General features: G+C 67.4%; 18 protein-coding genes. 6 read left to right on the top strand and 12 right to left on the bottom strand.

Features of this window, described 5'->3' with window-relative positions:
* Window positions 1-4: 4 nt before the first annotated feature.
* The 5 genes from LK539_RS15700 (at window position 5) to LK539_RS15680 (ending at window position 3,940) form a co-directional block, all read left to right on the top strand.
* Window positions 5-781: a DeoR/GlpR family DNA-binding transcription regulator gene (locus tag LK539_RS15700; RefSeq protein ID WP_227801990.1), complete on the top strand. Its 777-nt coding sequence runs from the start codon at window positions 5-7 to the stop codon at window positions 779-781.
* Window positions 778-1,932 carry an MFS transporter gene (locus LK539_RS15695; protein WP_227801988.1) on the top strand — a complete coding sequence of 385 codons (1,155 nt, stop codon included), beginning with the start codon at window positions 778-780 and terminating at the stop codon, window positions 1,930-1,932. The genes LK539_RS15700 and LK539_RS15695 overlap by 4 nt, the downstream gene beginning before the upstream one ends.
* Window positions 1,933-2,000: 68 nt before the next feature.
* Complete coding sequence (locus tag LK539_RS15690; RefSeq protein WP_227801987.1) at window positions 2,001-2,753, top strand: hypothetical protein; 753 nt, start codon at window positions 2,001-2,003, stop codon at window positions 2,751-2,753.
* Window positions 2,754-2,854: 101 nt separating this feature from the next.
* A complete protein-coding gene (locus LK539_RS15685) occupies window positions 2,855-3,637 on the top strand; it encodes an ABC transporter substrate-binding protein (RefSeq protein ID WP_227801985.1) in 783 nt (260 codons plus the stop codon).
* Window positions 3,638-3,673: 36 nt separating this feature from the next.
* Entirely contained in the window at window positions 3,674-3,940 is a 267-nt protein-coding gene (locus tag LK539_RS15680; RefSeq protein WP_227801983.1) for a hypothetical protein, read from the top strand.
* A 14-nt stretch (window positions 3,941-3,954) separates the two neighbouring features.
* Here LK539_RS15680 and thpR read toward each other — a convergent pair whose 3' ends face one another.
* From thpR to LK539_RS15640, 8 genes are all read right to left on the bottom strand, one after another.
* The gene (gene thpR / locus LK539_RS15675; RefSeq protein WP_227801981.1) at window positions 3,955-4,464 is read right to left on the bottom strand and encodes an RNA 2',3'-cyclic phosphodiesterase; all 510 of its coding nucleotides are present in this window, start codon (window positions 4,462-4,464) and stop codon (window positions 3,955-3,957) included.
* 11 nt (window positions 4,465-4,475) lie between these two features.
* A complete protein-coding gene (gene panB, locus LK539_RS15670; RefSeq protein ID WP_227801980.1) occupies window positions 4,476-5,324 on the bottom strand; it encodes a 3-methyl-2-oxobutanoate hydroxymethyltransferase in 849 nt (282 codons plus the stop codon).
* Between the two features lie 66 nt (window positions 5,325-5,390).
* A complete protein-coding gene (locus tag LK539_RS15665) occupies window positions 5,391-5,738 on the bottom strand; it encodes a DMT family protein (RefSeq protein ID WP_227801979.1) in 348 nt (115 codons plus the stop codon).
* 1 nt (window position 5,739) lies between these two features.
* On the bottom strand, window positions 5,740-6,213 hold the full coding sequence (gene folK / locus LK539_RS15660; RefSeq protein ID WP_227801978.1) for a 2-amino-4-hydroxy-6-hydroxymethyldihydropteridine diphosphokinase: 474 nt from the start codon (window positions 6,211-6,213) through the stop codon (window positions 5,740-5,742).
* Window positions 6,210-7,601 carry a polynucleotide adenylyltransferase PcnB gene (pcnB, locus tag LK539_RS15655; RefSeq protein ID WP_227801977.1) on the bottom strand — a complete coding sequence of 464 codons (1,392 nt, stop codon included), beginning with the start codon at window positions 7,599-7,601 and terminating at the stop codon, window positions 6,210-6,212. The genes folK and pcnB overlap by 4 nt, the downstream gene beginning before the upstream one ends.
* Entirely contained in the window at window positions 7,594-8,268 is a 675-nt protein-coding gene (locus LK539_RS15650) for an HAD family phosphatase (protein WP_227801976.1), read from the bottom strand. Before LK539_RS15650 ends, pcnB begins: the two co-directional genes overlap by 8 nt.
* Window positions 8,265-8,948: a DnaA regulatory inactivator Hda gene (gene hda, locus LK539_RS15645; protein ID WP_227801975.1), complete on the bottom strand. Its 684-nt coding sequence runs from the start codon at window positions 8,946-8,948 to the stop codon at window positions 8,265-8,267. The genes LK539_RS15650 and hda overlap by 4 nt, the downstream gene beginning before the upstream one ends.
* A 27-nt stretch (window positions 8,949-8,975) precedes the next feature.
* Window positions 8,976-10,067: an AI-2E family transporter gene (locus LK539_RS15640; protein WP_227801974.1), complete on the bottom strand. Its 1,092-nt coding sequence runs from the start codon at window positions 10,065-10,067 to the stop codon at window positions 8,976-8,978.
* Window positions 10,068-10,216: 149 nt separating this feature from the next.
* Here LK539_RS15640 and purM point away from each other — a divergent pair, with 149 nt between their 5' ends.
* Window positions 10,217-11,260, top strand: a complete 1,044-nt coding sequence (gene purM, locus LK539_RS15635; RefSeq protein ID WP_227801972.1) for a phosphoribosylformylglycinamidine cyclo-ligase — start codon at window positions 10,217-10,219, stop codon at window positions 11,258-11,260.
* A gap of 69 nt (window positions 11,261-11,329) precedes the next feature.
* Here the strand turns inward: purM and LK539_RS15630 are convergent, their stop codons facing one another.
* The 4 genes from LK539_RS15630 to LK539_RS15615 all read right to left on the bottom strand — a co-directional run bounded on the left by LK539_RS15630 (window position 11,330) and on the right by LK539_RS15615 (window position 19,642).
* Window positions 11,330-13,336 carry an alpha/beta fold hydrolase gene (locus tag LK539_RS15630; protein ID WP_227801971.1) on the bottom strand — a complete coding sequence of 669 codons (2,007 nt, stop codon included), beginning with the start codon at window positions 13,334-13,336 and terminating at the stop codon, window positions 11,330-11,332.
* Between the two features lie 121 nt (window positions 13,337-13,457).
* Complete coding sequence (locus LK539_RS15625; RefSeq protein ID WP_227801969.1) at window positions 13,458-15,479, bottom strand: S9 family peptidase; 2,022 nt, start codon at window positions 15,477-15,479, stop codon at window positions 13,458-13,460.
* 113 nt (window positions 15,480-15,592) lie between these two features.
* Entirely contained in the window at window positions 15,593-17,593 is a 2,001-nt protein-coding gene (locus tag LK539_RS15620; protein WP_227801968.1) for an alpha/beta fold hydrolase, read from the bottom strand.
* Between the two features lie 21 nt (window positions 17,594-17,614).
* A complete protein-coding gene (locus LK539_RS15615; protein WP_227801967.1) occupies window positions 17,615-19,642 on the bottom strand; it encodes a S9 family peptidase in 2,028 nt (675 codons plus the stop codon).
* Window positions 19,643-19,671: the final 29 nt, after the last annotated feature.

Genomic DNA, 19,671 nt, shown 5'->3' with positions numbered 1-19,671 from the left:
AAACATGCAGCTTGCAGAAGAACGGCGTCAATCGATCCTCGATGCCGTCGAGCGCGAAGGGCGGGTGCTGGCGGCCGAACTGGCCCAGCGCCTCGACACCTCCGAAGACACCATCCGGCGCGACCTGCGCGACCTCGACGCCGCCGGCCTGCTGCGGCGCGTGCACGGCGGCGCTGTGCGGCGCACGCGCGAAGCCAGTTTCGGCGAGCGCCTGGAACGCGACGTGGTGCGCAAGGCCGCGCTGGCCCACGGCCTGCGCGACTGCATCCGTCCGGGCGACACGGTGTTGATCGACGCCGGCTCGACCAACCTGGCGGTGGCGCGCCTGCTGGAAGACGGCCATGCCGCGACCGTCGTCACCAACAGCCCGCAGGTGGCGCTGGCCCTGGGCGACTTTCGCCGCACCCGGATCGTGCTGCTGGGCGGGACCTATCACGCCGCCACCGGGGCAGTGCTGGGCGCCTGGACCCTGGCCGAGCTGCAGCAGCTGCGCGCCGACCTGTGCATCGTCGGCGTCTGCGCGCTCGACGCCAAACGCGGGCTGGCCGCATCCGACGCCGAAGAAGCGACCATCAAAGCCGCCATGGTGACAGGCAGCACCCGGCGCGCGGCCGCGGTCCTGAACGAGCGCCTGGACGGCAGCGCGCCCTTCGCATTTGCCCGCCTGGCTGAACTCGACCACCTGGTGCTCGAAGCCGACGCCCCCCTCGATACCATCGCCGGCCTGCGCGACGCGCACCCGGCGCTCGACCTGCGCATTGCCGCAAAGGCGCGTACATGACCACCACGCACACCTCCTCCCTCGCGGCCGCACGCTGGTCGATCTCGACCGTCTTCCTGCTCAACGGCGCCGGCATCGGCCTGTGGGCCGCACACGTGCCGGTGGTGCAGGCGCGCGCCGGCATCGACACCGCGACCCTGAGCATGGTCCTGCTCACCATCGCCGCCGGCGCCCTGCTGGCGATGCCGCTGATGGGCGGCTTCACCGCGCGCTGGGGCACGCGCCGCATGACCCTCTGGTCCGGCTTCGCCTTCACCCCGATGCTGGCGCTGATCATGAACGTCGATGCGCTGCCGCTGCTGTTCGCGGCGGCGTTCGCCTTCGGCGTCACCAACGGTGCGCTGGACGTGGCGATGAACGCCAATGCCAGCGAAGTCGAGACGGCGCGCGGCGTGCCGACCATGTCGTCCTTCCACGGCTTTTTCAGCCTGGGCGGATTGATCGGCGCGGCGCTGGGCGGTGTGATCCTCAAGCAGGGCTGGGGCGACGGGCAGGGCGCGCTGGCGATGGCGATCCTGACCGCGATCGTGCTGGCGCTGGCGGCGCCGCGCGTGATGGCCTTCGCCCCGAGTCATGAAGCCGGCAGCCACTTCCAGCTGCCGCGCGGCGCGGCGGTGAGCCTGGGCCTGCTGGCCCTGCTGTGCTTCGCGGTGGAAGGCGCACTGGTCGACTGGAGCGCACTCCTGATGCAGGAGCGCACCGGCGCAGAGCCGGCCAGGGCGGCGCTGGCCTATTCGGCCTTCTCGATCGCGATGGCGGCCTGCCGCTTCGCCGGCGACCGCCTGATCGGGCGCTTCGGCGCGCTGCGCGTGATGGTGCTGGGCGGGCTGGCCATGTTCGCGGGCCTGGCCACGGCGGTGCTGAGCACCCACTTCCTGCTGTCGGCCGCGGGCTTCTGCCTGATCGGCATCGGCGCGGCCAATGTGGTGCCGCTGCTGTTCGGCGCGGCTTCGCGCATCCCCGGCATGAGCGCGGGGGCAGGCGTGGCGGCGGTGGCGACCCTGGGTTACGGCGGCTTGCTGCTGGCGCCGCCCGTGCTGGGCTATATCGCATCGCAGGCCAGCGTCATGGTGGCGCTGGGCATGCTGTCGCTGTCGGGGCTCGTGATCGCGCTGAGCGCCGGGATCATCAAGCGCCAGGTCGCCGACTGAGGGGGCTGTGCGCGCCGCCCGCGGTGTGCGAAGATCGCTACCGTCGAGCTGCTTGCGAAAGGCCCACGATGAGCAATCCCAACCTGCGCACCCGCCTGTTGCGCCCACTGGTGCGCGAGCACGCCGTGCGCAGCATGCGCGCCCGCCTGATGCGCGAAAGTTTCCCCCGTGTCCAGATGTTCATCCTGGTGTCGCTGACCGGGCTGGCGGGTTTCGGGGCGTCGGTGGGCATGCTCCACGCCGGCATCGACACGATGGCGCTGCGCTACCTGCTGGCCATGGGCGTCGCCTACATCGCTTTCCTGCTGCTGCTCTGGCTGTGGCTGCGCACCAGCGCGGCGGATTATCTCGATCTCGTGCCGATACCGTCGGATAGCGGTGGCGGTGGCTGCGGGCCGGCTGCGGATTTCGCCGGCGGTGGCGGAACCTTCGACGGCGGCGGCGCCAGCGCCAATTTCGACAGCGGCGACAGCAGCGTCGGCGCCATCGTCGACAAGCCCTTCGAGACCATCGCACAGGCGGAGGAAGCGGCGATCCCGCTGGCCGTCATCCTGCTGGCCCTGGGCCTGGCGCTGTCTTCCCTGTTCGTGATCTGGTCGGCGCCGATCCTGTTCGCCGAGATTCTGGTGGACTTCCTGCTGGCCGCCGGCCTGTACCGGCGCCTGCGTGGCCTCGACCCGCAGCACTGGATGTTCGCCGCCCTGAAGCGCACAATGCTGCCTTTTGTGCTGACCACGCTGCTGGTCGCCGGCGCAGGCGTGGGTATGCAGACCTATGCACCGCAAGCCAGGTCGCTAGGCGAGGTGCTGGCCAGCCGGTGACGCCCGGGCGCGTTGTTTTCACGCCGCTTATCCGAATTGCATGTTGCTTGGAAACTTCTGGTGGCATACTTGCGTTGTCCGATCAAGCTTGCCTCCACCGTATGCGCCGCGTTCTTCTCCTGCTGCTTGCTGTCTGCTGCGCCCCGGCGCAGGCTGCGCCCGGGGAACGCGTCACCCTGTGCTTCGAGCGCCAGGAAGTCCGCCCGTGGCGCACCCTGAATTTCGATGGCCTGAATTTCGAGCTGCTGGCCGACGTCGCGCGGCGTACCGGCGTCAGTTTCGACTACCAGAGCATGCCCTGGAAGCGCTGCCTGGAACAGCTCAAGGCCAATCAGGTCGACGGCGCTTTCTCGGTCAGCTTCAAACGCGACCGCATGGTGCTCGGCGCCTATCCGGGCGTCGTCGCCGGCGTCGACAACCCGCATGCCGACACCTCCAAGCGCATGCACATGGATTCATATGTGCTGGTGCGTCCGCGCGGCAGCCGCCTCGACTGGGACGGCAAGAAGTTCCACAACCTGGACGGCCGCATCGGCTTCCAGCTCGGCTACTCGGTCGGCGACTTCCTGCGTGCGCACGGCGTGGCGATCGACGAGGGCAGCCAGCGCGCTGACGAACTGGCCCAGAAGCTGGTGGCCGGACGCCTGGCCGGCGCCGCGCTGGGCGGCCGCACGACCGCGCAGCTGATGCGCAGCAGCTACGCGGACCGCCTCGAGGTGCTGCCGGTGCCGCTGTTAGAGCAGGCCTATTACCTGGTACTGTCGCATGCCTTCGCGGCAAGGAACCCGCAGTTGGCTGCGCGCCTGTGGGACGCGGTCGAGCATGCGCGCATCAGTCCCGCTTATCGCAAGCATGAAATACAGGCCGTCGGAAGGGCGCCCTAACAGGTAAAATCCGCTTCTACAACTTAGAGGCACAAGATGAAACGAACTGACCTGGCAAAGAAAGACGCCGAAAAACTGAAGAACCAGATGGGTGCGCAGAACGCGAGCTTTGGCGCGGCAGCCAAGGGCGCGACGTTGGATCGCCGCGAACAGCGCGACCGCGACCGCGCGCTCGGACTGGTGCCGTTCGCGGTCAAGCTCAACGGCGACCTGGTCAAGCAGCTGCAGGCACTGAGCAAGGAACGCGGCGTCGAGCTGAACGAACTGGTCGCCGAGTTGCTGCAAAAAGGATTGGCCGCGTAGGCGGTCTGCTTACGTCAGGCGTATTCGCGCAGGACGGTATAGACGCCGTTCTTCGATTCCACCAGCGCATAGCCGCGCACGTCCCACAGCAACGGTGGACCGTCCAGGGGGATGGTGGAGCCGGTAGCACGGCGCGCCATCGTCACGTGCGGGCGATAGCGGCGCGCTTCCGGCTGCAGGCCAAGGTTCACCAGGGCCTCTGCCAGGCGCGCATGCAGGGCGGCCAGGCCGGGTGGCGTGAGATCCGGCTCCAGCACCGCGATCCCGTTGTGCCACAGGGCCGCGCGCGTGAGGTCGAGGCGAAAGGCTTCGAAGGGCACGGCGAAACCGTCCAGCAGCTCGGGCAGCCGCTCGCTCGGCAGGGCGCCGAGGAAGTGCAGGGTGACGTGCAGCTTGTCGCTGTGGACGGGAGCTGCGCCCTTTGTCCATCCCCAGGCATTGCGCCACTCCGTCAGGAGATGGCGCAGCGGGGGATCGGGCCAGAGAGCCAGGAACAGGCGGGTGGTATTGGCTTGCCCGTTCATGGCTTTTCTCCTCAGAAGCAGTGTTCCGGCGCCGGGAAGCTGCCGTCCTTCACCGCCGCCACATAGGCCTTGACCGCGCCGTCGATGCTGGTCTGGCCTTCCATGAAGTTGCGCACGAAGCGCGCCTTGCGGCCCGGGAACACGCCCAGCAGGTCGTGCATCACCAGCACCTGGCCGGAGCAGTCCGGCCCGGCGCCGATGCCGATGGTCGGGATGGTGAGCAGTTCGGTGACTTCCTTGCCGAGGCCCGCGGGAATCGCTTCCAGCACGACCAGCGATGCGCCCGCCGCCTGCAGCGCCAGGGCATCGGCTTTCAACTGCTCGGCCGCGGCGTCGGTCTTGCCCTGCACCTTGAAGCCGCCGAAGGCATGCACGAACTGCGGGGTCAGGCCGATGTGGGCGCACACCGGGATGCCGCGCTCGACCAGGAAGCGCACGGTCTCGGCCAGCCAGGCGCCGCCCTCGATCTTGACCATCTGGGCCCCCGCGCGCATCAGGGTCACGGCATTGTTGTAGGCCTCGACCGGGGTGGTGTAGCTGCCGAAGGGCATATCGGCCAGGACAAGCGCAAGCTTGTTGCCGCGCGCGACCGAGGCCGTGTGGTAAGCCACATCCGGCACCGTCACCGGCAGGGTCGAGTCGTAGCCGGCGCAGACCATGCCCAGCGAGTCGCCGATCAGCAGCACTTCCACGCCGCAGCGGTCCATCAGCGAGGCGAAGCTGGCGTCGTAGGCGGTCAGCATGGTGATCTTGTCGCCTGCCGCGCGCATGGCCAGCAGCGAGGGCGCGGTCACGGCCTTGCGCACCGGCTTGGGTGCGTCGTTGGCGGCTGGGTCCTGGCCCTGCAGATAAGCGCTCATGGGAATCCTTTAAAACGATCGTTCGGAAAACGCGTAGTGTAATCCGGCGCGCGCAAACCTGCAGCGTCAGGAACGGAAGATAAAGTACACCGCTCCGACCAGGCACAGCGCCGCCCACACATAGTCGAGCTTGAACGGCTCGTTCATGTAGAGCATGGCGAAGGGCACGAACACGCTGAGCGTGATCGCTTCCTGCATGATCTTCAGCTGGGCGAGGCTGAACTGGGTGTGGCCGATGCGGTTTGCCGGCACCTGCAGCAGGTACTCGAACAGGGCGATGCCCCAGCTGATCAGGGCCGCGATGTACCAGGCGCGGTTGTTGAGGCTCTTCAGGTGGCCGTACCAGGCGAAGGTCATGAAGATGTTCGACAGCACCAGCAGGCCGGCGGTCTGGAACCAGACGGGCAGGCCCATGTCAGAACACCTTGCGGACCGCCTGGCTGGCGACCAGCGGCAGGTAGTCGTGGATCGGGCCGAGGCCCGGGATCGCCAGATCTGGCGCGATCTCGGCCAGCGGGGCCAGCACGAAGCCGCGCTCGTGCATGCGCGGATGGGGCACCGTCAGGGTCTCGCTCGCAATCTGCTGGTCACCGTACAGCAGCAGGTCGAGGTCGAGGGTGCGCGGCGCGTTGCGGTAGGGGCGCTCGCGGCCGTGCGCCTGTTCGATGTCCTGCAGCGCGCCCAGGAGTTCGTAGGGATCGAAGCTGGTGTCGATGCAGGCCACCGCATTGATGTAGTCCGGGCCGGTCGAATCGACCGGCATCGTGCGGTACAGGCCCGAGGTTTCGATCACGGTGGTGCCGTCCAGCAGGGCGAGCCGGCGCAACGCGTCGAGCACGTTGGCCTGCGCGTCGCCCAGGTTGGCGCCGATGCCGACGTAGGCGATCATTCCTCGCCGCCGCCCTGGGCTTGCGGTGCGGCGCCTTCGCCGCCGGAACGGCGCGGGCCGCGGCGCGGCGGACGCTTGCGCTTCTGCCCCGTACCCGCTTCGCCGTTGCGCGGACGCGCATTCGCCGCCGCCAGCAGGGCTTCGCGCTCGCCGCCTTCGGCCGCATAGAACGCGGTCCACCATTCGCCGATCTCGCCCGGCAGCTCGCCCGATTCGCAGCGCAGCAGCAGGAAGTCGTAGCCGGCGCGGAAGCGCGGGTGTTCGAGCAGTTTGTAAGGGGCCTTGCCGGTGCGGCGCTCGAAGCGCGGCTGCATGGCCCAGATGTCGCGCATGTCGGTGGCGATGCGGCGCTGCAGGGCCAGGTTCTCGGTCTGGGTCTCCAGCACGTCGTCGGCCGCCAGGTGCAGGGCGGGAATCGGCGCTTCGCCGGCAGCGCGATAGGCGTTCCACTTTTCCAGCACCTGGTGCCACAGCAGCGAAGCGAACAGGAAGCCGGGCGAGACGCCCTTGCCGGCCTTGACCCGGCCGTCGGTCGATTCCAGGGCAAGCGTGACGAACTTCATGCCGATCGGCTGCTCCAGCACCACGTCGAGCAGCGGCAGCAGGCCATGGTGCAGGCCGGCCGAGCGCAGCTCCTTCAGGCAGGCCAGCGCGTGACCCGACAGCAGGAGCTTGAGCATCTCGTCGAACACGCGCGCCGCCGGCACGTTGTCGATCAGCGGCGCCATGACGGGAATCGGGGCGCGCGTGCTCGGCTCGATGGTGAAGCCGAGCTTCGCGGCGAAACGCACCACGCGCAGCATGCGCACCGGGTCTTCGCGATAACGCGCTTCCGGCACGCCGATGATGCGGAGTAGCTTGGCGCGGATGTCCTCGATGCCGCCGTGGTAGTCCAGCACCGTCTGGGTGGCCGGATCGTAGTACATCGCATTGATGGTGAAGTCGCGCCGCGCCGCATCTTCGTGCTGCGGGCCGAAGTTGTTGTCGCGCAGGACGCGGCCGTGTTCATCCTTCGGCGCATTGTCGCTGCCGTTGCCGCGGAAGGTGGTCACTTCCAGCAGGTCTTGGCCGAACATCACGTGCACGATCTGGAAGCGGCGCCCGATGATGAAGGCGCGGCGGAACAGGCGCTTGACCTGCTCGGGCGTGGCGTCGGTGGCGATGTCGAAGTCCTTGGGCTTCACACCCAGGAGCAGGTCGCGCACTGCGCCGCCGACGACAAAGGCCTTGAAGCCGGCGTCCTGCAGGGTCTGGGTGACCGTGATCGCATTGCGGGACACGTTGCGCGGGTCGATCTTGTGCTCGTCCGGACCAAGCATGACCGGTTGGGTCGGGTCGCGGCCGTCGTCTTTCACGCCGAGGATCTTGCGGATGAATTTCTTAATCATTGAAGAGATGGATAGTTGGCCAACCCTGCGCCTGCGCGTGGGCGGCGAGCCTGGCGCTCGGGTTGGTGGCGACCGGATGGCTGACGATGGACAGCAGCGGCAGGTCATTGTGCGAGTCGCTGTAGAAGTGGCAGCGCTCGAACGATTCGAAGGTGTGGCCGAGGCGCTCGAGCCAGGCGTGCATGTGCGTGATCTTGCCCGGGCCCGAAGTCGGGGTGCCGACCAGCTTTCCGGTCAGGTTGCCCTGCGCATCGTATTCCGGCATGGCGCCGATGTGGTGCTCGACGCCGAAACGCGCCGCGATCGGCGCCGTGATGTGGTAGTTGGTGGCGGTGATGATGGCCACCAGGTCGCCGGCTTCCTGGTGCCGGCGTACCAGCGCCAGCGCCTGCGGCCGGATCGCAGGTTCGATGACCTCGCGCATGTAGCGGTCGTAGATGGCGTCCAGCTCTGCGCGCGGGAAGCGCGCCAGGGTGCCGAGGGCGAACTCGAGGTACTCGACCGGGTCGAGCACGCCCGCCTGGTACTGGGCGAAGAACTCGTCGTTGCGGCGGCGGAAGGCGGTTTCGTCCACGGCGCCTATGCGGACCAGGAACTCGCCCCACTCGTAATCCGAATCGATCGGCAGCAGGGTGTGGTCGAGGTCGAACAGCGCAAGGTTTTTCATTCTTTGGTTTCCGACTGCTGGTTTTCTTGCAGCAACAAATCACGCAGCAGGGGCAGGGTGACCGGGCGCTGGGTCTCGAGCGAATACTGGTCGAGCGCGTCCAGCATCGTCGCCAGCGACCGCATGTCGCGCTTGAAGTGAGACAACAAATAGGGTAACACGCTGGCCGACAGCGTCAAACCGCGCGCTTCCGCGGCCTGGGTCAGCGCCGCGATCTTCTCGTCGTCGGACAGGCCCTTGATCTGGTACACCAGGCCCCAGCCCATGCGCGTGCGCAGGTCTTCGCGCACCCCCAGCACGCCCGGCGGCACCGGACCGGTGCTGACCATGTAGGCGCCGTGTTCGCGGATCTGGTTGAACAGGGCAAAGGCGTCGATCTGGCGCTGCGGCGACAGGCGGTCGCAGTCGTCCAGCAGATACAGCGTCACGTCCTCGGTGTGGACGAACTGGTCCACCGGAGCGTCGAAGGGGATATAACGCGAGGCCGGGCTGGCCGCCAGCGCCTGCAGCAGGTGGGTCTTGCCGGCGCCGGTGTCGCCCCACAGGTAGGCGAAATGCTCGCGCGAAGCACGCTGCGCGAACTGGTGCATCAGGTGCGCCAGTTCGGCATTCTCGCCCACCTGGAAGGTGTCGAGGCTGTGCGCCGGCTCGGCGCCTAAATCGAGCACCAGCTGCTTCATGGCGTCGTCGGTCTCATTCGGGATAGGTCATGTGCGTTCGGCATTATAAAAGCTGCTGCGCAAATAGTGGGCACGCACATGGCGGAAACCGACCATTAGCACCGCCGAGGCGGGCAGCGCCAGCAGCACGCCGGCAAAGCCGAACAGCTCGCCAAAGGCCATCAGGGCGAAGATCACGGCCAGCGGGTGCAGGCCGATGCGTTCGCCCACCAGGCGCGGCGTCAGGATGAAGCTTTCGATCAGCTGGCCCAGCGTGTAGATCGCCACCACCCAGGCCAGCGCCACCCAACCCGGGAACTGCAGCAGCGCCGCCACCAGGGCCAGCAGCATGCCCAGGCCAAAGCCGAGGTAGGGGACGAAGCCCAGCAGGCCGGTGAGTACGCCCACCGGCAGCGCCACGTCCAGCCCGACCATGGCCAGCGCCGCCGAGTAGTACACGGCCAGCACGATCATCACCAGCAGCTGGCCGCGCAGGTACTGGGCCAGCAGGCCATCCGCTTCCGCCGCCATGCCGCTTACCTGGGGCGCCCAGCGGCGCGGGATCGCGCCTTCGATGCGCGCGAGCAGCTGGTGCCAGTCGAGCAGCAGGTAGAACAGCACCACCGGCACCAGGGTGAGCGTGGCGATCCAGCCCAGCACGGCGCTGCCGCCGACCCGCACCTTGGCCAGCACCGAGGTCCAGAGGTCGTCGCCGCCGGCCGCCACCTGCTGCTGCAGCAGTTCGCGCAGGCCGGCGCTGTCGAGTTTCACGTTAATGCCGTAGCCGGCCAGCCAGGGCGAGACAAAGGTGTCGAGCCAGGTGAAGAAGGCGGGAATCTTGGCCTGCAGCAGGGGGATCTCGGCGCGCAGCACCGGCACCACGGTCAGGAACAGGGCCACGACGCAGGTAGAGAAGGCGGCCAGCACGACCGACACCGCCACCACGCGCGGCATCCTGCGCTTGCCCAGGCGCACCCGCGCCAGCCGGTCGACTGCGCCGCCCAGCATGTAGGCCAGGATCGCGGCCGCGATGAAGGGCGACAGGATCGGCCCCAGGGTGTACAGCAGAAGCGCCACCGCCAGCCAGAGCGCCAACCAGAATGCGGATTGTTTTTGCTCCGGAGTGAGGAAGAATGGCATGCGTGTTCTTGTTATCTTTGCGTTTTTGCCAAGCAAATCAGGCCAAAAAGACCGGAAATGCGGTTGGGCGGGGCTGTTTTGCTAAAATAGCGGATTGACCAGGTTTGGGTCTGCCGCCTTCTATTTTACCGCCTCCGCTGCCAAATACCATGAGCCAACCATCTAATGTTTCCCTCTCCTACCGTGACGCCGGCGTCGACATCGACGCGGGCGATGCCCTGGTCGAAGCGATCAAGCCCCTTGCCAAGCGCACCATGCGCGAAGGCGTCCTCGGTGGCATCGGCGGTTTTGGCGGCCTGTTCGAGATCAGCAAGAAGTTCAAGGAGCCGGTCCTGGTCTCGGGTACCGACGGCGTCGGCACCAAGCTCAAGCTTGCCTTCGAACTGAACCGCCACGACACGGTCGGCATCGACCTGGTCGCCATGAGCGTCAACGACATCCTGGTGCAGGGCGCCGAGCCGCTGTTCTTCCTCGATTATTTCGCATGCGGCAAGCTGGACGTGGCCACCGCCACCAGCGTGGTCGCCGGCATTGCCCAGGGCTGCGAGCAGTCCGGCTGCGCCCTGCTGGGCGGCGAGACCGCCGAGATGCCGGGCATGTACCCGGACGGCGAATACGACCTGGCTGGCTTCGCCGTCGGCGCGGTGGAAAAATCGCAGATCATCGATGGTAGCAAGATCGTCCCGGGCGACGTGGTGCTGGGCCTGGCCTCGTCGGGCATCCACTCCAACGGCTACTCGCTGGTGCGCAAGATCATTTCGGTCGCCAAGCCCGACCTGGAAGCCGATTTCCACGGCCGCAAGCTGGCCGACGTGCTGATGGCCCCGACCCGCATCTACGTCAAGCCGCTGCTCGCGCTCATGCAGTCGATGGAAGTGAAGGGCATGGTGCACATCACCGGCGGCGGCCTGGTCGAGAACATCCCGCGCGTGCTGGCCGACAATCTGACCGCCGTGCTGGATGCGAAATCGTGGACCCTGCCGCCGCTGTTCCAGTGGCTGCAGCAGCATGGCGGCGTGGCGGATGCGGAGATGCATCGCGTGTTCAACTGCGGCATCGGCATGACCGTGATCGTCTCGAAAGAGAACGCGGACGCCGCCATGGCCCAGCTGCAGGCGGCCGGCGAGACCGTGTACCGCATCGGCGAGATCCGCGCGCGCGAAGAAGGCCAGGCGCAGACCGTCGTGCAGTAAGTAACCTGCGATTGACATGACAACGGGCGCTTGGTGCTTCACCAAGCGCCCGTTCTGTTTCGGCGCCGGCTATGGCGCGGCCGCCCCGCCCAGCTGCTTCGCCAGGAACTTCTCGACCCGGCCCCAGAAATCGATCTTTGTGGCCGCCTGCGACCAGCCGTGTTCCTCGTCCTGGTACACCACCCACTCGAGTTGCTTGTTGTGGCCCGATACCGCATCGCGGAAGCTGCGGCCGTGGAGCAGCGGCACGCGGCGGTCGGCCGCGCCATAGGCCATCAGGAGCGGCTGCGTGATCCGGGCCGCGTGGGTGATGGGGGAGTTCGCCTTGAGCAGTTCTGCCTCCTTGACCGGGTCGCCGATCAGGTCCGGCATGCCGTAGGCCTTGTAGTCTTCCGACAGGTCGCTGAATGCCCACTGGCCGTTGTAAAGCAGGTTGAGGTCTGTGAGGCCGGCCCAGCTTACGCCGCAGCGGAACAGTTCGGGATCCTTCGCCAGGCCCATCAGGGCCGCGTAGCCGCCATAGCTGGCCCCAGCGATGCAGATTCTTTTCGGGTCGGCGATGCCCTGGGCGATGGCCCAACGTGCGCCGTCGGCCAGGTCGTCCTGCATGGCCCGTCCCCACTGCTTGAGGCCGGCCGCGAAGTGCGTATGGCCGAAGCCGGTGCTGCCGCGGAATTCCGGCTCCAGCACCGCGTAGCCGCGCGAGGCCAGGAACTGGTTGTCCGGGTCCCAGCCCCAGCGGTTGCCGCGCACATAAGGCCCGCCGTGTACCAGCACCACTAGCGGCAGGTTCTTGCCGCCTCCCGGCGGTGTCGTCAGCAGGCCCGGGATCTCGCGTCCGTCGCGCGCCTTGTAGCGCACCGGCTCCTGGCGCGCCATGCGCTTCGGATCGATGCCCGGACGGCGTTCCATCAGGCGTTTCAGGCTGCCGTCGCGCAGGTTGTAGACGTTGTAGCTGATCGGATGGGTGTCGGAATAGGAGGTCACCAGCACCCAGGGCGCGTCCGGGCTGGCGGCAACCGAGACCAGGTTGACCGTCCCCGGGGCCTGCGCATCGATCTTCTTCTGCAGCGCCGTCATCTCTGGATCGAACCAGACGTTGGCGCGCGCGTCGGTGGTCAATTGGGCGCCCAGCAGCTTGCCGCGCCGGCTCACCAGTACGCCGTCGAAGTCGTAGCCGGGGGTCTCGATCACCGGTTCCGGGCTGATCTTGCCGGTACGGAGGTCGAAGGTATGCAGGGCCATGGTGTCCTTGCCTCCCGTAGCGCTGACGTACAGGGTGCCATCCGGGCCAAAGCCGACCGGCTCGATCGCGTCACGCCCTCCCTTGTAGCGATGGTAGGAGGCGATCGGCCGCCAGATCGAGGTGGCCGGGTCGAGATAATGCACTGTGCTGGTGTCCTTCTCGTAGGTAAGCGCCACCCGCGGCGCGCCCGCGTTGTCCAGCAGCCAAGCGGTGACGTTGCCGGGGCGCTGGACGCTGCTGGCCTGGCCGGTCAGCGTGTTCAGGCGCAGCAGTTCGACCGACTTGAACTTGTCCTTGAGGTCCCAGGTCACGCTCTCGACGTAGACGTACTCGGAATCCTCGGCGCCCCGCTGCGACATGATGAAGGTGTGCCAGGGCAGGGTGCGGCTCTTGATGTGCGATTCGATGCCCATCGCTTCACCCCTGCGCTCGGCCAGCTGGCGCATCCCGCTGCCGTCGCGGTTGACCGCGTACAGGCCGTAGGCGGCATCCTGCCTGGCCGGACCAACGCTTTTGTCGGTGACGTTGAACAGCAGCCGCTCTTCGTTCACCCAGGCGAAGTCGAGGATGTCGGCGTCCTTATAGGATGCCGCCCGGCTGACCGCGTTGGTCTGCAGATCGATCACTGCCAACATGTCGCGCTGGCCGGGAGTGCTGAAGATCGCGGCCACGTAGCGTCCCTTCGGGGACAGGCGCGCCCGATCGAGCGCCGGCGGCGAGAAGAAGCGCTCGATCGGCGTGAGCGGCGCCTGAGCGGCCGCGTCGAGGCACAGCGAAGCAAGGGCGGCGAAGGCCAGCAGTGCGCGTGCGCACAGGGAGAAAGGGCTCATGGGGGGCCTAGCGGCAAGGGTAGTCGAAGACCCAAGCGTAGCAGCTCCGGCATATGTATTGACCAGGACGTTCGCGGCGTCGCGCATTTTATGCGCGGCGCATCAGCCCTGCCCCGTTGGGCTAGCGTGCCGCGCTGCTGCCGATATGCCGTCCCAGGAAGCTCTCCACGCGCTTCCAGAAATCGAAGCGGTTCTGCGGCCGCGTCCAGCCGTGTCCTTCGTCCTGATACACGACCCATTCGACCTGCTTGTTGTGCCTGCTCACCGCGTCGCGAAACTGGTTGCCATGGTAAAGCGGCACACGCCGGTCCACCGCCCCGTAGGCCAGCAGCAGCGGCTGGGTGATCCTGGCCGCCTGGTGGATCGGCGAGGTGGCCTTGAGCTGGGCCGCGTCCTTGACCTGGTCGCCCACCAGCACCGGCATGCCGTGCAGTTTCCATTCTTCGCCCAGGTCGGAGTCGAAGCTCCAGTGGCCGTCGTACAGCAGGTTGATGTCGGTAACGCCGGCCCAGTTGATCGCACACTTGTACAGGTTCGGGTCCTTCACCAGTCCCATCAGGGCCGCGTAGCCGCCGTAGCTGGCGCCGGCGATGCAGATGCGTTTAGGGTCGGCAGTGCCCTGGGCGATGGCCCAGCGGGCGCCGTCGGCGATATCGTCCTGCATCGCCAGGCCCCACTGCTTCCAGCCGGCGCGGTAGTGGCCCATGCCGTAACCAGTGCTGCCACGGAAGTCGGGCTCCAGCACGGCGTAGCCGCGCGAGGCCAGGAACTGGGTCTGCGGATCCCAGCCCCAGTGGTTGCCGCGCACGAAGGGGCCGCCGTGGACCAGCACCACCAGCGGCAGGTTCTTGGCGGCCCCTCCTGGCGGCAGGGTGAGCAGGGCAGGGATCTCGCGCCCGTCGCGCGCCTTGTAGCGCACCGGGTCCTGGCGTCCCATTTTCGCCGGGTCGATTCCATCCAGACTGCTGCCGACCGGGTTCAGCTTGCCGGTGGATGGCTGGTACAGGTTGTAGGATACGGGGCGCACGTCGGAAAACGAGCGCACCAGCACCCAGGGTGCGTCGGCGCGCGAGGCGACCGAGATCAGGTTGACGGTGCCCGGCAGCAGCTTGTCGATGCCTTGCTGGACCGCCTGCATCTCCTTGTCGAACCAGACGATGGCCGGAGCGTCGGTTTCGACGCTCGCTCCCAGCACCTTGCCGCGCCGGTCGACCAGGGCGCCGTCGAAGTCGTAGCCGGGCGTGACCACCAGCGGTTTCGGGTTGACCTTCCCGGTCGCCAGATCGAGCGTGTGCAGCGAGGCCGTGTCCTCGCCTTCGTAGGCGCGCACGTAGAGCGTGCCGTCGGCGCCGAAGCCGACCGGCGTGAAGGCGCCCGGGCTGCCCTGCCAGGTGGAGAACTGCGCCAGCAGGCGCCATTTCGAGGACGCCGGGTCGCGGTAATGGATGCTGGTCTTGCCGCCTTCGGAACGCGTGGTGAGGCGCGGTTCTCCGGCATTGTCGAGCAGCCATTCGTCGACCGGTCCCGGGCGCTGGACGGTCTGCACCTGGCCGGTCACCGTATCGAGCCGCAGCAAGTTGACGGTGCGGACCACGTTGTAGTCGTCCAGCTCGGGGCTGGTAACGTAGACGGTATTCGCGTCCTGGGGACCGCGCTGGGGCAGCATGAAGGTGTGCCAGGGCAGGATGCGGCGGTCCAGGCGCGAACCGCCTTCGCTGACGAATTCCACGCCGCGCCGACTGGCCAGCTGGCGCATGCCGCCGCCGTCGCGGTTCACGGCGTACAGGCCGCTGGCAAGCTGGTAGCCGCCCGGCCCCACCTGCTTGTCGCTGACGTTGTAGATCAGGCGCTCGTCGTTCACCCACTGGAACTGGAGCACGTCGACTTCCGAGTAAGCGGCCACCGCCTTCGCCTTGTTTTCCACCAGGTCGACCACCACCAGCACGTCGCGCCGGCCGGGCGCGCCCGAGATGGCGGCAAGATAGCGGCCGCTGGGCGAGAGCGTGGCGTCGTCCAGCAGCGGGTTGGCGAAGAAGGCTTCGACGGGAGGCGCCGCGCCCTGGCCGAAAGCGGGGAAGGCAAGGACAAGGGTCAGCAGGAAGGCGCCGGCGGCGCGTGCGACGAAGGCTAGGTGGGCGGGCATGGTACTCCTTTGGGCAAACCGGCCGTCTGTTGCCGGCCTGCCGAGCGTAGCAGCCTTGCCGGTCGCCTGCTTGTATGTACGTTGCCGTGCGGGTTCATGCGCACGGCATAGGCTCAGTGGGGCGCCGCACCGGCACCGATATGCCGTCCCAGGAAACTCTCCACGCGCTTCCAGAAATCGAAGCGGTTCTGCGGCCGCGTCCAGCCGTGGCCCTCATCTTCGTACACGACCCATTCGACCTGTTTGTTATGGGCCTGGACGGCCTCCCTGAACTGGTTGCCGTGGTAGAGCGGCACGCGGCGGTCCACCGCCCCGTAGGCCAGCAGCAGCGGCTGGGTGATCTTCGAGGCCTGTTCGATCGGCGAGGTCGCCCTGAACTGCGCGGCATCCTTCACCGGGTCGCCGATCATCAGGGGCATGCCGTGGTTCTTCCAATCCTCGCTCAGATCGGAATCGAAACTCCAGTGACCGTTGAACAGCAGGCTGATGTCGGTGACGCCCACCCAGTTGATGCCGCACTTGTACAGGTCCGGGTCCTTCGCCAGGCCCATCAACGCCGCATAACCGCCATAGCTGGCGCCGGCGATGCAGATGCGCTTCGGATCGGCGATGCCCTGGGCGATGGCCCAGCGGGCGCCGTCGGCGATGTCGTTCTGCATGGCCAGGCCCCACTGCTTGAAGCCGGCCTGGAAGTGCGCCGTGCCGTAGCCGCGGCTGCCGCGGAAGTCCGGTTCCAGCACGGCATAGCCGCGCGAAGCCAGGAACTGGGTATCCGGGGCCCAGCCCCAGTGGTTGCCGCGCACGTAGGGGCCGCCGTGCACCAGCACCACCAGCGGCAGGTTCTTGCCGCCGCCCGGCGGAACCGTGAGCAGGGCCGGGATCTCGCGCCCGTCGCGCGCCTTGTAGCGCACCGGATCCTGGCGGCCCATCCTGGCCGGATCGATGCCCTCGTAGCTGTTGCCGACCGGGTTCAGCTTGCCGCTGCCCGGGCTGTACAGGTAGTAGGCGAGCGGGCGCACGTCGGACAGGGAGTGCACCAGCACCCAGGGAGCCTCCGGATTCGCGGCCACCGAGATCAGGTTGGCGGCGTTCGGCAGCAGCTTGTCCACCGCCTGCTGGATCGCCGCCATCTCCTTGTCGAACCAGACGCTGCCCGGCGCATCGGTTTCGATGACCGCACCCAGCACCTTGCCGCGCCGGCTGACCAGCCCGCCGTCGAAATCGTAACCCGGCATCACCACCACGCCTTGCGGATCGACCTTGCCGGTGGCCAGGTCCATGGTGTGCAGGGCGGCCGCATCCTTACCGGCATATGCGCGCACGTACAGTTTGCCATCGCCGCCGAAGCCGACCGGCGTGAAGCCCTCTTTGCTGCCGGCGTAGGTCGGGAATTGCGCGAGCTGGCGCCACTTGCCGCTGGCCGGCTCGCGATAATGCATGGTGGTGGTGCCGCCGGAGGCATGCAGCGTCAGGCGCGGCTCGCCGTCATTGTCCAGTACCCAGCTGTCGACCTGGCCGGGACGCGATACGGCCTGGGACTGTCCCGTCATCGTGTTCAGGCGCAGCAAATTGGTCGTGAACACCTTCTCGTTCTGGCGGGGGTCGCTGCTCAGTACATACACCTCGTCCGAATTCTGGGCTCCGCGCTGGCCCAGCATGTAGGTGTACGAGGGCAGCAGGCGCGGGCCGGACGCGCGCCGGCTGGCCAGCTGGCGCATCTCGCTGCCGTCGCGGTTCACCGCATACAGGCCGCTGGCCAGGTAATTCCCGCCCGGGCCGATCTGCTTGTCGCTGACGTTGAACAGCAGGCGCCCGTCGTTCACCCACTGGAACTGCAAGACGTCGACGTCGTTGTAGCTGGCGACCGGGGTGGCCTTGTTTTCCTGCAAGTCGACCACGATCAGCATGTCGCGCCGTCCCGGGGCGCCCGACAGGGCGGCCAGGTAGCGCCCGCTGGGCGAGAGCTCGGCCTTGGCCAGCAGCGGATTGGAGAAGAACAGCTCGACCGGCGGCAGCGCAGGAGCGGCCTCCGTGGCGTGCGCGCCGATGGCGAGCGCGCCGCTCAGGGCGCATGCGAGCAGGACGTGCGCGCCCAGGGAAGTCAATCGTTTCATGGTAATCAGGAAGATGCGGAGTTATTGTTTTGCGCCGCCGGCGCCGATATGGCGGTCAAGGAAGCGTTCAACCCGGCCCCAGAAGTCGATGTTGTTCTTTTCCAGCGACCAGCCGTGGCCCTCTTCCGGATACTCGACCCATTCGACGTTCTTGTTGGTCTTCATCAGCGCATCGCGGAACTTGGTGCCGTGGTTGACCGGTACTCGCCGGTCGGCGCCGCCGTAGGCCAGCAGCACCGGCCGGGTGATGCGGGCGGCCTGCTCGATCGGCGACGTGGCCTTAAGCTGGGCCGCGTCCTTGACCGGGTCGCCGACCATGCGCGGCATGCCGTAGGCCTTGTACTCGTCCGAGGTGTCGTTGCTGAAGGTCCAGCCGCCGTCGTACAGCAGGTTGATGTCGGTGACGCCGACCCAGTTGATGGCGCACTTGTACAGGTCCGGGTCCTTCACCAGTCCCATCAGAGCGGCGTAGCCGCCGTAGCTGGCGCCGGCGATGCAGACGCGCGCACCGTTGGCGATGCCTTGGCCGACCGCCCAGCGCACCCCGTCCGCGAGGTCGTCCTGCATCGCCAGGCCCCACTGCTTGAAGCCGGCCGTGAAGTGCCTGGTGCCGAAGCCGGTGCTGCCGCGGAATTCCGGCTCCAGCACGGCATAGCCGCGCGATGCCAGGAACTGCGTTTCCGGGTTCCAGCCCCAGCTGTTACCGCGCACGAAGGGGCCGCCATGGACCAGCACCACCATCGGCAGGTTCTTCTTGCTGCCGGGAGGCAGGGTCAGGAGGGCCGGAATCTCGAGGCCGTCGCGCGCCTTGTAGCGCACAAACTGCTGGCGCCCCATCTGCGCCGGCTGGATCGCCGGGCGTACGTCGGCGATTCTGGTGAGCAGCTGCGTTCGGCTGTTGTACAGTGACCAGCTACCCGGGTGCGCATCGGAATAGGAACGCACCAGCACCCAGGGCGAATCGCCCTGCGCCGGTACCGAAAGCAGGTTGATGGTCGCCGGCAGCATCTTGTCGACCGCTGCCTGCACCGATTTCATGCTCGGGTCGAACCATTCGTTCGACAGCGCGTCGGTCTCGAACAGCACCCCCAGCACCTTGTCGCGGTTGCGTACCAGTCCACCACGGAAGTCGTATCCTGCGGTGACCAGTACCGGCTGCGGGTCGAACCTGCCGCTGGCAGGATCGTAGACGTGGACCGCGGTGGTGTCGCGGCCGCCGCTGCGCGCCAGCGCAAACAGCTTGCCGTCCGGGGCAAAGCCGATCGGCACCAGGGCCTTGTCGTCGCCGCCATAGGACTTGTAGCTCGCCAGCACACGCCAGTCGCCGGTCGCCGGTTCGCGGTAATGCAGGGTGACGCTGTCGTCGTCGATGGCGGTCGCCAGGCGCGGCTCGCCCTTGTGGTCGAGCATCCAGCTGCGCACCCTGCCGGGGCGCGGCACCGTCTGCGTGAAGCCGGTCAGGGTGTTCAGGCGCAGCAGGTCGAAGCTGCGCAGTTCGCCCGTCATGCCGACGTTGGCGCTGGCCACGTAGATGTATTCCGAATCCTGCGCGCTGGTCTGCTCGAGCAGGTAGGTGTCGGCCGGCAGCACTTTGCGTCCATGTACCGTGCCCGCGCCCCGGCCGGTGCGGTCGACCAGTTCGACGAAGCGGCTGCCGTCGCGGTTGATCGCGTACAGCCCCGGGGCATAGCGCGAGTCGCCGGCGGCGACGCCCTTTTCGCGGGTGTTGAAGACCAGGCGCTCGTTGCTGATCCAGCGGAACTCGCCGATGTCGGCGTCGTCGTAGGAGGCGACCACCTTGGCGCTGTTGTCCTGCAGGGTGACGACCACCAGGAAGTCACGCTTGCCGGGCGCACCCGAGCGAACCGCCAGGTAGCGGGCGTCGGGCGACAGCTTGGCTTCGCCGAAGCTGGCATTCGCAAAGAAGCTGGCAATGGGTGGCGCAGAAGCTGGAGCCGCACCAGGCGCCTGGGCCTGGGCCGGCAGGGTGCATGCGAGGGCGGCGACAAGCGCGGCGCCGCCCAGGGCGCGGGAAAGGACGGTGTTCATCTGTCTCTGGATCGTGGTTGTTCTGTCCG

Source organism: Massilia sp. IC2-476, from assembly GCF_020707295.1.
Classification (GTDB): domain Bacteria; phylum Pseudomonadota; class Gammaproteobacteria; order Burkholderiales; family Burkholderiaceae_D; genus Telluria.
This window is presented reverse-complemented; position numbering and strand designations above follow the sequence as displayed.